The 14580-nt window shown below is 41.7% G+C and carries 10 protein-coding genes; 8 read left to right on the top strand and 2 right to left on the bottom strand.

All coding sequences use genetic code 11. The features are described 5' to 3' along the window. Positions 1 to 957 precede the first annotated feature (957 nt). A complete protein-coding gene (locus BM294_RS05265; protein WP_091205491.1) occupies positions 958 to 1725 on the bottom strand; it encodes an SIMPL domain-containing protein in 768 nt (255 codons plus the stop codon). A gap of 505 nt (positions 1726 to 2230) precedes the next feature. On the opposite strand from BM294_RS05265, the gene BM294_RS05260 reads away from it, so the two are divergent. From BM294_RS05260 to BM294_RS05225, 8 genes are all read left to right on the top strand, one after another. Further along, positions 2231 to 3400, top strand: coding sequence for a sugar ABC transporter substrate-binding protein (locus BM294_RS05260; protein ID WP_091205490.1), 1170 nt, complete (start codon positions 2231 to 2233; stop codon positions 3398 to 3400). Between the two features lie 93 nt (positions 3401 to 3493). Further along, positions 3494 to 4462, top strand: a complete 969-nt coding sequence (locus BM294_RS05255; RefSeq protein ID WP_091205488.1) for an ABC transporter permease — start codon at positions 3494 to 3496, stop codon at positions 4460 to 4462. A gap of 14 nt (positions 4463 to 4476) precedes the next feature. Then, positions 4477 to 5976 carry a sugar ABC transporter ATP-binding protein gene (locus BM294_RS05250; protein WP_091205486.1) on the top strand — a complete coding sequence of 500 codons (1500 nt, stop codon included), beginning with the start codon at positions 4477 to 4479 and terminating at the stop codon, positions 5974 to 5976. 51 nt (positions 5977 to 6027) lie between these two features. Further along, positions 6028 to 6963: an ABC transporter permease gene (locus BM294_RS05245; protein ID WP_091205682.1), complete on the top strand. Its 936-nt coding sequence runs from the start codon at positions 6028 to 6030 to the stop codon at positions 6961 to 6963. Positions 6964 to 7021: 58 nt separating this feature from the next. Next, the gene (locus BM294_RS05240) at positions 7022 to 8143 is read left to right on the top strand and encodes a GntR family transcriptional regulator (protein ID WP_091205484.1); all 1122 of its coding nucleotides are present in this window, start codon (positions 7022 to 7024) and stop codon (positions 8141 to 8143) included. Positions 8144 to 8683: 540 nt separating this feature from the next. Continuing rightward, complete coding sequence (locus BM294_RS05235) at positions 8684 to 10156, top strand: sensor histidine kinase (protein ID WP_242944426.1); 1473 nt, start codon at positions 8684 to 8686, stop codon at positions 10154 to 10156. Between the two features lie 55 nt (positions 10157 to 10211). Further along, a complete protein-coding gene (locus BM294_RS05230; RefSeq protein WP_091205481.1) occupies positions 10212 to 11252 on the top strand; it encodes an ABC transporter substrate-binding protein in 1041 nt (346 codons plus the stop codon). Between the two features lie 98 nt (positions 11253 to 11350). Further along, positions 11351 to 12952 (top strand): response regulator, encoded by a 1602-nt coding sequence (locus tag BM294_RS05225; RefSeq protein WP_091205479.1) that lies wholly within the window; start codon positions 11351 to 11353, stop codon positions 12950 to 12952. A 153-nt stretch (positions 12953 to 13105) separates the two neighbouring features. Here the strand turns inward: BM294_RS05225 and BM294_RS05220 are convergent, their stop codons facing one another. Further along, complete coding sequence (locus BM294_RS05220; RefSeq protein ID WP_091205478.1) at positions 13106 to 14230, bottom strand: GntR family transcriptional regulator; 1125 nt, start codon at positions 14228 to 14230, stop codon at positions 13106 to 13108. Between the last annotated feature and the right edge of the window lie 350 nt (positions 14231 to 14580).

Genomic DNA, 14580 nt, shown 5'->3' with positions numbered 1-14580 from the left:
GCGGGAGGATGTGATTTAAGGAATGGGACATTTACATACACGGCAAACCGCCTGGGATATGGAGGAATGCCTCTGGAAATGTCGTGCGATTATAAAGTGAGCGGTGATGACCTTAGTTTGAATACTTCAAATGCTGATGAGGCTTTGGAAATCCCGGCGGCCGGAAAATACAAGCGGGTAAGTGATGGTAATGTTCATGTGACTACCATGGATGAGCTTGAATTTGACTCATCATCGTTCGGTATGTATGGTGGTTATCAGAATTACGATGAACTAAAATCACAGGATTATTACGGTGTATTTGTATCGGCGTCAAAAGATAAGGATGAGTGCGCGGGTGCTGTAGAGAAACTTGAAGAGGCTGGTTTTGCAGGAAGCTTCGTTGTATATACGCCTGATTTTTCAGGCCTTAACAAGGAACCTTACTATGCTGCCACAACCGGATTGTACACAACGGAAGGTGATGCCAAAGAGGTACTTTCTAAGCTTAAGGCGACCGGCTTTTCGGATGCCTACGTGAAACATGCCGGAACATACATGGGAGATAAATACTGGTATACCATGTATAACGGTGAAAATATTTCAGTACTGAAGGATGGTGTGTTGCTTCAGGATGTAATGCTTTCGATACCATATCCTGCTGATGGTGATCCGGTTACATGCAATCTTCTCGTTTTTGGTGACGCGGTATTTGACGGATCTGCCGAAACCGGAAGCTTTGGAAACTATGAAAAGGGTGACACGCCTTATGAATGGATCATAAGAAACTATAAGCTTATGAGTGAAGATACGGATCAGTATCTCAGGTACGGGCCTGCATTGTCGGGAGTATTTGAGGTGAGTCTGGAAGGCGGCAAAATCACATCATATTACGGAAGTTACTGGTGGGATTAATGTTATAAGCGGTTGGCATTGTAGCCAACCGCTTATTATGGTTTAAGGAATCACTGCTTTTTATCAGCCGATACTGTAGGTTACGGTTACATTTGCTTCAATGTCTGATTCTCCCGGCATGATGACAGCATCGGAAGCGGCTTCCGGAGAGTTCTTCACGACTGATTGAGATCGATACTGAAGGGAATAATCCTGATATCCTTCTGTGATGTTCTTTAGTTCAATGATTTTATTTCCTGAAGCTTCAGCCAGAGCCCTGGCCTTTATATCAGCATTTGCGACGGCCTCCTTCAAAGCTTCATTATAGGCGTCATCATATCCCGAGCAGGAATAGGTGATGTTATTCATGCTGTTGATTCCGGCATCTACGCATTGAGATATGACATTACCGGCCTCTTCGATCTTGAGATCACTAACAGTAAGGGTGGTATCCACGGTATATCCTGCGATGCGGTTTCCGCCTTCGGCATCATAGTCATACTGAGGATAGATGTCATAATTTGAAGTCTTAATGCTTTTTTCATCAACACCAAGTTCTTTAAGTTTATCAACTACCTGCTGCGATTCACGGCTGTTCTTTTCCTGAGCTGACTTTGCATCCTTGTCCTCTGTATTTATGGAAAATGTTATCTCCGCCATATCGGGGATTGCAGTGACTTTACCTGATGACGATACGGTTATGGTGTTGGATGCTGCCGGATCTGATGCGATGCTCTGCGTCTGTGGCGAAATAGTAGGAATCTCATTGGTTCCGCAGGCGGTTAAAATGGCTGAAGATAAGATTAATACTGTGATTCCTATGCCAAGAGTTGTTTTTTTGATATTTCTCATGATTGTCTCCTTTTCTTTGGTTTTTAATAGTTCTAACTATATACACAGAATTCAAAGTGGAGAGGTCACAAGAAATAATCAAAAAATTTTGTGGTGTATTAATTCTATGAAATATCTGTTTTAGGATAATGCAAATGAATAGTCTAGGATAAGGGAGTTGTTAACTGTGTATCCTATCAGTTGAGGTAAACAGATTTAGCAAATAATACAAATACGAAGTTGTATTGTATTTCTATAGAAAGATAGCGAAAATTAATTAATTTATAAAACACCACTATTTTATGTCTATCAAAAGTGACGTAAAAAGGCGATGGTTTGTGCAATATATATATCTTTAATAAAAACAGCACTTATTCGATGGTGAAAATGATGTAATAACAATACAACTATTTATATCTAATGTCTTGTATTGTATTGCGATTGCACAAGGCCGCTGTTAAACTACGGTTAAAGCGTTGTGGAAAACAACCAGGATCGTGATTAATTGAATAACGGAGGTTTTGTGATGAGAAAAATTCTCAAAAAGGTTGCGGCCGTTGCAGCGTCCGTAGCTATGGTTACCGGACTTGTAGCTTGTGGTGGTTCTTCAGCATCTGCATCTGCAGCAGGTGGAGGACAGACAATTGACAATAAGGACATAAAGATCGGTGTATCCATCTGGTCTTCAACAGATGTTCTCGGATCCCAGTGTAAGCAGATTCTGGATGAAGCTGCAAAGTCATTGGGAGTTCAGGTTCAGTATGTTGACCAGGGACATGTTTCCGAGAAGGTAACTGCTTCTGTTGAGCAGCTTGCTGCAGCAGGATGTCAGGGCATTGTTATTTGTAACTCTTCAGATACGGAGATGACTTCTGCGATTAAGACATGTAATGACAATAAGGTTTATCTCGCGCAGTTCTTCCGTGTTATCTCAAAGGACAATAGCGCAGATATCTATAAAGCCGCTACAGATTCTCCGTATTTCGTAGGCGCTGTTCATGAGAACGAGCCTGAGAATGGTGAGAAGCTTGTAAACATTCTCCTTGAAAAGGGAGATAGAAACATCGGTCTCATCGGATGGGAGCAGGGTGATGCTACATGGCTCGGCAGATGGGAAGGCTATAAGGCAGGAGTAGAGAAGTGGAACAGTGAGCATCCTGATGATCAGGCAAAGCTTTCTGAGCCGCAGTACGCAGGAACTACTTCTGAAGGCGGTTCCAAGGCTGCTGAAGCTTTGATGTCCGCTGATCCGTCTCTCGATGCATTGATTCCGGCCGGCGGTGGCGGAGATCCTCTTCAGGGTGCTATCGCAGCAGTTGAGCGTGCAGGAAAGACAAATGATATCGATATCGTGTCAACAGACTTCCTTCCGGATCTTGGAGAGAGACTTGCAAACGGTTCCATGGCAGGTGAATCCGGTGGACATTACTGTGATCCTTTGATCGCATTTATGATGGTTTACAATGCAATCAAGGGCAACTACACAGGATTCGAAGGAAAGTTCAATGATGTTCCGTTCCCTTATCTTTTTGTTTCATCCGCAGATGACTACAAGGCATATGAGAAGTATTTCGTAGATCAGCTTCCATACACTGATGATGAGCTTGTTGAGATGTCAAAGCTTGATTTTGAAGGATTGAAGGAGGCAGCTGCAAAGATCTCTATCGAGGATGCAGCCTCTCGTGCAGGAAAATAAATTATAAATCTGTTACGAAACAGAAAATGAGCCGGTATCGAGCATAGGCACAGATACCGGCTCGGTTTTTAAAAATAAAGAAGAGGTAATGAAATGAATTCTGCCACTGTGACAATGGATCAAAAAAAGATCGAAGGAAGCCTTCGAGGGTATTTGATTTTACTTTTCCTGGTTGTGCTTTCATGGAGTATTTTTAAGATACTCACACCACATAATTTCGGATCATTAAACAATATGCTCAGTTATTTTCAGGCCAGTCTGATCGCCAGCGTAGGCGCTGTAGGATTTTATTTTGTCATGGTCATGGGCATGTTTGACTTTTCAATCGGCGCAAACATAATGCTTTCAGCAATAGTAGGTTGTGTTTTTGCAACAAAATTCGGACTTGGATATATCGGTCTTGTTCTTGGAGCTTTATGCTGCGGATGTCTTGTAGGATTATTTAACGGAAGCTTTTATGTAAAACTCCGTATCCCGTCTATGATAGTTACCACGGGTCTCGCTCTTATTTATGAAGCTGTTGCAAACTACATCGCAGGAGGTGTGGAGCAGACATTACCTGCAGGACTTCGTATGTTCGGTCAGATGCCGGGAGATATAGTTCTTGCGATTGCTGCCTTTTTAGTGGCTTATGTATTCCTGAATTATACAAAGATCGGTACATATACGTACGCCATCGGAAGCAATGAATTTGTAGCAAAGAATATGGGAATCAATGTCAACAAATATAAAGTTCTCGCATTTATTTTAAGCGGCGGCTTTTTAGGCATCATGGCAGTTCTGACTATCAGTTACGGTTCCTCAATGGTGGCTGTTACCGGTATGGCATCCATGAGCCGTAACTTTATCCCTACGATGGGATGTTTCTTTGGAGTTGCTTTCAAAAAATACGGCATACCTTTACAGGCTATCATCATCGGTGAGTTCATCATCAACATCATATTTTTCGGATTTATTGCTTTGGGTGCCCCGACTGCCATTCAGGATGTAATCACAGGTTTTGCACTCCTGATCATTATCACGGTAACCACAAAGATCAATAAGGGTGAAATTGTAAAGTGACGAAGGAGGGGGCAATGAGTGAAGTTCGTTTACAGGTAAAAAATCTTTGCAAGTCCTTCGGTATTACGAAGGCAGTTAAGGATGTTTCATTTTCAGTCAATAAGGGAGAAGTTCATGCTCTTATCGGAGAAAACGGATCCGGGAAATCCACACTTACCAATATGCTGACGGGTATATACAGTATCGACAGCGGTATCTTTGTGCTGGATGGGGAGGAGATACATCCCAAAAATCAGGTTGATGCCAATGATCACGGAGTTTCCATCATAGTGCAGGAGCTTGGAACATTATCCGGTCTTACTGTAGCTGAAAATATATTTTTGGGGCATGAAGATCGCTTTGTAAAGTATGGAATCAAAAATACAAAACAGATGATCAAAGAGGCTAATGAGCTTCTTCATAACTATGGTTTTGACCGTATCAAAGCACAGCGAATGATTGATGATTATAATTTTGAGGACCGTAAGCTTGTAGAGATCGTAAAGGCAACTTATTTTGATCCTAAGATTGTGGTTGTTGATGAAACGACAACGGCTCTTTCCCAGGAGGGAAGAAATGAGCTTTATAAGGTGATGGACAGGATAAGGGACAAGGGGAATACGATCATCTTCATATCCCACGATCTTCAGGAAGTACTGGATCATTCTGATACCATAACCATATTACGTGACGGAGTTTACATTGACACCGTAAAGAGCAGGGATGTCAGAGAAGAGGACCTGAAACGTCTTATGGTTGGTCGTGAAGTAACAGGAGACTACTATCGATCTGATTACGGCAGCGTCGTATCTCCGGAAGTCGTTCTTTCGGTTAAGGATGTTTCGGTTCCCGGACTTATCAGCAATCTTGACTTTGAACTACATAAGGGTGAGATTTTAGGTTTTGGCGGATTATCAGAATCAGGTATGCATGAAGTAGGAAAGGCTATTTTCGGTGCATCCTATGACAGAAAGGGTTCAGTTACACTTCAGGATGGAACAGAGATCAACGATATCCCCACAGCTATACAGCACAGTATCGCATATACATCAAAGGACAGAGACAATGAATCTGTCGTATTGAATCAAAGTATCATGGATAATATATGCCTTCCTTCATTGGACGAACTTTCAGATAAGAGACATATGCTGAGTGACAAAAAACTTCGAAGTTTTGCTGATAAATTCGCGAAGGAAATGTCTGTAAAAATGGTTAATGTTGATCAGTTTGTATCGGATCTTTCGGGTGGAAACAAGCAAAAGGTTGTTCTGGCAAGATGGATCGGAAAGGACTCTGATATAGTCGTTCTGGACAGTCCCACAAGAGGTATCGACATTAAGGTAAAGCAGGATATATATCAGCTTATGGACAGAATGAGAAAGGCAGGGAAGTCTATCATCATGATATCTGAAGAGCTGATGGAACTCATCGGAATGTGTGATCGTATCATCATTATGAAAGACGGAATGATCAGCGGAGAGATTGAAAGACATGAAACTCTCGATGAAAACAATCTGATCACGATGATGGTTTAAGGAGGGATTATGGTTGCAGTAGGTAAAACTGAGATAACAACAGCTAAAGAAATGAAGGAAAAGAGTAATGTATCCATGATATCCATGGTGAAAACATTTCTGCCCATCGTTGGTTTGATCATAGTATTTTTGATTTTTAATATACTGACAAATTTCAGAATGATCAAAAATATGTCTCTGGTTCTTTCACAGATCTATGTGACTATGATCGCCACCACAGGTGTGTTTTTCATCATGACCATGGGAGGCCTTGATTTTTCACAGGGATCCATACTTGGAATTGCATCCATAGTGGTGTGTATGGTATCGAAAATCAACATTCCGTTAAGTATAATATGTGGAATTCTGACAGGTGCTCTGATAGGAGCATTTAACGGATATTTCTATGTATACCGTAAGATCAAATCATTTATCGTTACTATCTGTACCATGTTTTTGTTTCGTGGATTTATAAAGTATATGACAACCAATGCTCCGGTTGCAGGATCTGCGGCTCTCATCAACTATGACAGTACAGGATTGAAAGTGTTTCTTACATTACTTATACTTGTTGTTGGTTTCGTGCTTTTCAGATTTACAAAATTCGGAACCTATCTTAAGGCAATAGGGGCAGGGGAAAAAGCCGCTATGTTTTCAGGTATCCGTACGGATAAGATGAAGTTCTTTGTTTATGTATTGTCCGGAGCCATCACGGGTTTTGCTGCATTCATCAATGTAATCAAGGTAGGATCGGTTACATCATCGGGCGGCAGCCAGCTGGAGACGCAGATTCTGATCGCTCTGGTACTTGGAGGAATGCCTATTTCGGGTGGTGCCAAAGTGCGTTTTGAAAATATTATCGTAGGTTCACTTCTGTATATCGTTCTGAACAGTGGTTTGACTATGATGGGATTTTCAACACAGATGATGCAGCTTATTCAGGGAATAGTATTCCTGGTATTTGTGGCGGTTTTTGCCGATCGGAAGTCATTACAGGTTATCAAGTAAGATATGATGATGTAAATCGCATGTAAATGCCTCTTGCCCGAAAAAAAGAGTGAGTGATATGGCAAAGGAAATCCACAAACATATTAATGAAAGTTTGAAATATCAGAAACTGTATAAATGGGGCCGGACACTTATCATGAGTGGAGTGTTGAAGGACGGTGACAAGTTCATGTCCGAGCATGTACTGGAAAAGAAGTTTGGTTACTCCAGACAAACGGTGCGTGCTGCCCTTGAAAAACTGGAACAGGAAGGGATGATCCGGAGAGTCCGTGGCAGCGGGACTTATGTCTCCTACCATACAGAGGCAGGAGATGATGGTGATAACAAGCCGCATATAGGTTTGATCCTGAGCTATTTTGCCGATTATTTGTTTCCGGAAGTATATGCCGGTATCGAATCGGTTATGAAGGAACAGGGATTTCAAATCGATGTCGCAATTACGAGAAATCATTTGAATGAGGAAACCATGTACCTTGAGAATTTTCTCAAGGCAGGTGTATCCGGACTTATCATAGAGGGTACACGTACCAGTTTTCCCAATCCGAATCTTCGTCTGTATAAAGAAATCAGACGAAAAAATATCCCTACTATATTTATTCATAATCATTATTCAAACATTTCTTTTGACAGTGTTGAAATGTCTGATTCGAAGAGCAGTTATGAGCTGACTAAACATCTGATAGAAAACGGTCACAGAAAGATCGGTGCCATGTTTAAGTCTGATGATATGCAGGGTATGGAGCGGTATCGCGGATTTACGGAGTGTCTGTCGGATTTTGGACTTCGTTATGATGATGATTGGGTGCGATGGTATACCACAAAGGATATGGAGGAAAAATTCAGCAGGAAAAGTCTGATGGAGTTCTATCGAAGGACAAAGGAGTGTACAGCACTTGTTTTGTACAATGATGAGATCGCATATCGATATATGGATTTTCTGACAGAACGTGGTGTGAAAGTTCCTGATGATGTCTCTCTTGTTTCCTTTGATGATGCGAAAATGCAGGAAACCGGGGATATCAATATCTTATCGGTGGTGCATCCGAAATTTGAACTGGGAAAGCTGGCGGCTCATAATCTTCTTCGTATGATGAATGACCGTGAATGGCCACATCATAATTACGCATACCGTTTTCCGGTTACGTTCAATTCCGGTAATTCCGTGAAAGATATAAGGTGACAATTCGGTGGTGTGGCGTTTGGTCAGAGCCGGAGGGTATCTGTTGAAATACGGGTCGCCTCGGCGGAAAAATCTATAATCGGACCTCTAAGTGGCAGTAGGCCCTCGCCAATGTTTTAGTTTTCCTGATGAAAACTAAAACTTGGCGAGGGGGCTAAGGAAAAGAAAACCAACTGCCACTAAGAGGTCCGATTTTGATTTTTTCACACCTCGCCTCTACGCATTTCAACAGATACCCTCCGGCTCTGCTCAAGTTTTTTATCCATCTGAAATATTTATAATCATAATAACAGTTCATTCAGATAATATGAGTTTAATCAGAATCAGAGGGGGATATGTTTTAGCTTATTCCGTCGAAGCGACCCGTTTTAAAATGATTAGATCTGGTTTGTATTTAACCAATCATCTGCTGAACTGTACAAATCAGACATTTTCAATGGATACCGGCGGGCTTTTGCCTGTCTTTTTTTTATCATTTGTGCTAAAATTAGTTCATCTTTGCGGAATTATGTACATTTTGCACAAAGGATGGTTTTTGTCTTGGATAATCTGTCGCTGCGTAAGAGACTGGCTCTTTTGGCTTCTGTCTCCATGATACCCCTGGTTCTTGTAGCTGCATATCTGATATTTGCATTGCGAAGCTATAGCAATGACTATGATGCGATCGTAAGTAACATGGAAGTAGCAAATCAGTACAATCTTAAGTTTAAAGAAGCAGTGGATGAGAATCTCTATAAGATCGTAGTCAGTGGAGCTTCATTTGAAACCATAGGTGATGATCCGGAACTAAGTGATCCTTATGATTCTCTTCGGGAAATCAGGGAAAGCTTCTCTGCATTGGAGGAAAAAACCCAGGACATCGAAAGTCGTAACTGGTTAAACAATCTGCTCAGAAATGTCAATACACTGGAACTGCGTATCGGAGACATCGAGAGAAATCTGTCAGATGGAAGTCATTATGATGCGAATATTCAGATGTTAAATGACAATGTCTATATTCTCACTGAACTGATTCAGGACGATATCCAGTATTATCTTTATTATCAGACGATGATCATGCAGCATATGAAGACAGAACTTCGTGTGCGGGTCAGATATTTTGTTGTATTTATAGCTTTACTTCTGGTTTTTATAGTAGGAGTACTTCTCCTGATTGTTATTCATATTTCAAGAAGCATTACTGTCCCTGTGGAGCGGCTTGGGTATGTTGCCCAGGAGATTTCCCATGGAAATCTTCAGGCAAGGGCAGACTGTACGTCCGGAGATGAAATCTCTCAACTTGGTGAGCGAATCAACGATATGGCTGAAAGTCTGGAAAAGATGATGCAGCAGATCCGTGATGATGAAAAGAAGATGAGGAATGCAGAACTAAGACTTCTGCAGGAACAGATCAATCCGCATTTTCTCTATAATACTATGGATACCATTATATGGCTCATAGAAGGGCGTAAGCTTGATGAGGCTGAAGATATGCTGGTATCTCTAAGTAATTTCTTCCGTCTCGTACTGAGCCACGGTCACGAGTATATAAGTATTCGTGAGGAGGAACAGCACATCAGGAGTTATCTTGAAATCCAGCAGTTCAGATATCATGACATTCTCGAGTATGAGATCAGTATGGATCCGCTGCTCTATGAGTACAGGATCCTTAAGATGACTTTGCAGCCCCTTGTGGAAAATGCTTTGTATCATGGAATTAAGAATAAACGTGACAAGGGTATGATTCGCATCACAGGGGAGCTTGGGGATAAAGATATAGTATTCACAGTTTCAGACGATGGCATAGGCATGGATAGCGAAACACTTGAAAAGCTTCGCGTTGCCATCACAAAGCCTTGTAAGGATACGGATTCCGGTTTCGGTATGGCCAATGTAAATGAGCGCATACGTATGAACTTTGGTCCGGAATACGGGTTAACTCTCGATTCTGAACCGGGTGGCGGAACGAAAGTCACGGTACGTATTCCCAGGGAAACTGCAGAAAAAAGTAAAGTAGAAGAATTGGTACAATAAGGTTTATTTACGCTAAAAGACATTTTGTCAAAGCGTATATGGATGATAGATACTCATGATATATAACGGTTATAAGATTACTCATAAAGTAGTGTTTTCATTACTTTTATTATTGTTTGCTGTTTCGGTTTCATCCTGTTCACCATTTAATGTTGATGAAACAAGTCAGAATGTGAGGCCTGCAGAAACCGAACCGGCGGAAAATCTCATAAGAGTCGGATTTTCACAGCTTGGATCAGAGTCTAAATGGCGCCGCGCCAACAGCATTAGCATCCGGGACGCACTGACGGTGGACGATGGCTTCTTTCTTCAGTTCAATAATGCCCGGCAGAAACAGGAGAATCAGATCAAGGCGATCCGCGGATTTATCTCGCAGCAGGTGGACTATATTGCTTTTTGTCCGGTAACGGAGGACGGGTGGGATACAGTGCTGAAAGAGGCTAAAGATGCGAATATTCCGGTGATTCTCGTGGATCGTCAGGTTTCCGCCGACTCATCTTTATATACCACATGGATCGGAGAGAATATGCGTAAGGAAGGTGAGAATGCAGGACTGTGGCTTGAAAAGATACTTGAAGAACGTGGAAAAAATCATGACAAGATAAACATTATCGAGCTCATCGGCACCCGTGGATCATCCAGTCAGCTTGGCAGAAGCATGGGATTTGACACTGTTTGTGAGAAACATAAGAACTGGGTGATGCTTGACAGAGAGGACGGGGAGTTTACCACGGCAAAAGGACAGGAGGTTATGTCCGGTTTTCTTCAGAAGTACGATGATATAGATGTTGTGGTGTGCCAGAATGATGATATGGCTATCGGTGCTTTACAGGCGATGAAGGATGCGGGAATGGATCTTTACGGGGATGAAAAACCGATCATTGTTTCATTTGATGCAAGCCGGCAGGGACTTGAGATGGTAATGCAGGGGATCATTGATGTGGACGTGGAGTGTAAACCTTCAAGCGGAGAGAAACTTGCGGAAGTGATTCATGAACTGGAACGCGGGAATCAGGTGGCTAAGGAATACTACATGGATGAAGAAGTATTTACGATAGATAATGCTCTCAAGTATGTAGACGAGAGATCATATTAATCTGTGAGTGGCAATGGCTCAGGCACTCACAGGTGATAACAAGGCACAAATATTCGTGTGCAATGTGCATTGCCATAGTTTTAAATCGAGGAGATAACATGTTAAAGCTTTTCTTGGTAGAGGATGAAGTGACAGTAAGGGAGGGACTCCGTGACAATATCCCCTGGGAGGAATATGGTTTTCAGTTTGCCGGAGAGGCGTCTGACGGAGAGATGGCGCTTCCGATGATAAGGAGGATAGTTCCGGATGTGCTTATCACGGATATACGTATGCCATTTATGGATGGACTGACTCTTTGTCATATAGTAGGTCAGGAATTTCCAAAAATGAAAATGATCATAATGAGTGGTTTCGATGATTTTGAATACGCCAGACGTGCCATTCAGGAAGGTGTCGATCAGTATCTCAGTAAGCCGATCACACGTCGAACCATAAAGAATGCATTGGATGAAGTAAAGCATAAGATAGATTATGAAAGAGAGCAGAAGGACTATCAGGAGAAGTATCAGCTGGAGTCAAGGGAGTATGAGCAGTATCAGAGAAGGGCATTTCTTGAAGCACTGTTTGAGGGCAGACTGACTGTTGAAAAGATGTATGAAGAGGCAGCGAGACTTCAGTTCAGTGTGAACTCAGCCTGCTACAATATTCTGCTTTTCAGCCTGAGTGATAAGAAAAAGGACGAAAGTGAAGATTTTCGCATCAGACAGAATTCCATTCTTGCATTTTTTCTCCGCTTTCCGGCATATATTCTTTCAAAATGGAGTCTCAATTCCTATTGCGTGATAGTTCGAGGAGATGCTGACACTGTTCGTGATTATACGGAGAGAGGAGTTTCTGAAATAAAACGCCTTGCTTCCGATCAGCGTATTCCCATGCAATGGTACGTTGCCGCAGGTGAACCTGTAGATCGATTTAGTCAGCTGGCGGAATGCTTTGAAAAGACCAATCATAGATTTGCCGAACGTTTCTGGCGGCCTGAACGAAATATTCTATTGCCGGAAGATGCAGCTCTTTTGCCTTCTGATGAAAAACGAAGTATTGATAGTGTTAATGCTGAGAATGTGGATCCTTCCATCATTACCGGTTTCCTCAGAGACGGGGATGTGAGTGATGTTGCAGAATTTGTGAACGGTTATCTTGAGAGCCTTAAGGATGTACTTAAATCGAAGATCTTCCGAAGCTATCTTATACTCAGTATTCGTTTTACGGTTATCCGTTTTGTAGAGAACTATGGCATGGATCAGGATGAGTTTTTAAAGAAGCTTCCTTTTGATATTCATGAACTGGAAGGAGGCAGTGATAAGATTCCGGATTATGTTATCAGCATGCTCAGACTTGCATTCTCTCTCAGGGATCAGGAATCTGAAAACAAGAGTCATACTGTGGTGCAGGAGGCATTGCCATATATCGGGAAGCACTATATGGATGAAGACATATCGCTGAATTCTGTGGCTACTGTGGCTGGCATCTCCAGCACATATTTCAGTTCAATGTTCTCGCAGGAAATGGGCAGGACCTTTACTGAGTATCTGACAGAGCTGCGTATGAATAAGGCGAAGGAACTTTTGAGTACAAAGAAGCTTCATACTGCGGAGGTGGCGCAGGCCATTGGATATAAGGATGCGCATTATTTCAGTTTTGTCTTCCGAAAGACTCAGGGCATGTCGCCGAAGGAATACCGTACCAGGACAACTGCTTAGTATATGAGTAGTCATAGAAATATGTTTGTAACAGTTTAGCCGGGTATTGAATTAGTTCGAGCCAAAGAGCATCCATTGGAAAACGGGATGCTCTTTGGTTATCATCAAAATTCAAAACCCGGATGAATTGTTATACATGTGTTGACACACATTTCAATACTTCTCCTCAACACTGTTGCCTTCTGTCAATGTCCAGGGCACTACCACTGTTTCTGCTCTTGTATCTGATAAAAGTCCGGTCAAAGAAGCTGCAACTGCATCAGAGAAACTGTGCTTTTCGTGGGACAGTGAAGTGATGCGGATATGTTCAATCTGACTGAGATAGCTGTCGTCGAAGCTTACGATGCTGAGATCGTCCGGAACACGTATTTGCAGTTTTGTCAGGATAGGAAGCAGGCGGTAAGCGACCTCATCATTGAAGCACACCAGGGCAGAAGACTCATACAGTACATCCTTTGTGAAGTCCATAAGTCTGATCTTAAGAGACGGGTTAAGCAGATCATTAAAGTCTTTTTTGTTGAGCATCAGAATGTGTGACCTTGAAAAGTTCAGATCAAGATCCCGGAGGGCGTCAATATATCCTGCGAAACGTTCCTGCCCCTGGATACTGTCAGAAACAAAAATTCCGGCGAATGAGCTGTGTCCCCGCCGGACAAGATTCTGAACAAGACTGTATGCGCCACTGTAATTATCATCCTTAACGGTAGACCATGCCGGAAAGTTTGGGTAGATTCCATACAGAAAAAGCAGTGAAGTCCCGCTTCGCTGAAGTTTTGAATAGAGATCAAGATTCGGGCTTCTAAAAGATGAGAAACATTCTGAAATAATCGCACGAGGTGGGTTTTTGATGAAACTCTCCAGGCATTTTCTTTCTGAATAGAAGTCTCCTCCGGTTTCTGTAAGTGAGATCCGGAAACCCATGGTCCCAAGCTTTTGACGAAGAGTAGCGATGAGTTCAGGGAAAATGTAATCGTCAGGGGTGGCCATCAGAATCTCAACCACATTTTTACCCTCATCAGGCGATTTCCCTGTAAGATATGTACCACTTCCCTGACGGGAGTAAAGATATCCCTCGGATATCAGTTCTTTCAGAACTTTACGAACTGTCTGACGACTTACACTATAACGAAGCATCAGTTCCTGTTCTGTATCAAGAGTTTGTTCTTTTTTAAGAAGCATTTGCTCTATCTCCATGAGCAAATGCTTTTTTAATTGTTCGGATTTACTGATACCCGGAATTTTTTCGATTTTTTTTGGATGAGTATTTTCATTGATCATGGAAGACTCCTTAAATAAAACAAAAAAAGTGAAAAATTTCAGTCGTTTTTTTCAAAATGAGCTTTAAACCTGCTTAAAAAACATTCGCTAAAAAATAAAATTATGCATTTTTCAAGTGAAAATTAATGCAAATCCGAAGAGAAAATCGAAAATTTTTAACCGTTTACGCAGGATCATCTTAAAATTTCACCCTGTTTATATGAAATCAATCACAATTTGTATTTTAATTATACATCAAAAACATAAATATGTACTGTGATAATGATGAAAGTTATGCACTATGCACCAATAAAATTGATAATGCAATCTTAAAATAGGATAATAAATACAACAAAAGGAACTGAGAGTTC

This window comes from Oribacterium sp. WCC10, assembly GCF_900113415.1.
GTDB lineage: Bacteria > Bacillota > Clostridia > Lachnospirales > Lachnospiraceae > Oribacterium.
Note: the sequence above shows the minus strand (reverse complement) of the source record. Positions and strands in the feature narration are given on the sequence as shown.

What these genes read in the sequence shown, in the direction of transcription:
- BM294_RS05265 (WP_091205491.1), bottom strand. Translation starts at nt 1,725, where the DNA reads ATGAGAAATATCAAAAAAACAACTCTTGGCATAGGAATCACAGTATTA.
- BM294_RS05260 (WP_091205490.1), top strand. Translation starts at nt 2,231, where the DNA reads ATGAGAAAAATTCTCAAAAAGGTTGCGGCCGTTGCAGCGTCCGTAGCT.
- BM294_RS05255 (WP_091205488.1), top strand. Translation starts at nt 3,494, where the DNA reads ATGAATTCTGCCACTGTGACAATGGATCAAAAAAAGATCGAAGGAAGC.
- BM294_RS05250 (WP_091205486.1), top strand. Translation starts at nt 4,477, where the DNA reads ATGAGTGAAGTTCGTTTACAGGTAAAAAATCTTTGCAAGTCCTTCGGT.
- BM294_RS05245 (WP_091205682.1), top strand. Translation starts at nt 6,028, where the DNA reads ATGAAGGAAAAGAGTAATGTATCCATGATATCCATGGTGAAAACATTT.
- BM294_RS05240 (WP_091205484.1), top strand. Translation starts at nt 7,022, where the DNA reads ATGGCAAAGGAAATCCACAAACATATTAATGAAAGTTTGAAATATCAG.
- BM294_RS05230 (WP_091205481.1), top strand. Translation starts at nt 10,212, where the DNA reads ATGATATATAACGGTTATAAGATTACTCATAAAGTAGTGTTTTCATTA.
- BM294_RS05225 (WP_091205479.1), top strand. Translation starts at nt 11,351, where the DNA reads ATGTTAAAGCTTTTCTTGGTAGAGGATGAAGTGACAGTAAGGGAGGGA.
- BM294_RS05220 (WP_091205478.1), bottom strand. Translation starts at nt 14,230, where the DNA reads ATGATCAATGAAAATACTCATCCAAAAAAAATCGAAAAAATTCCGGGT.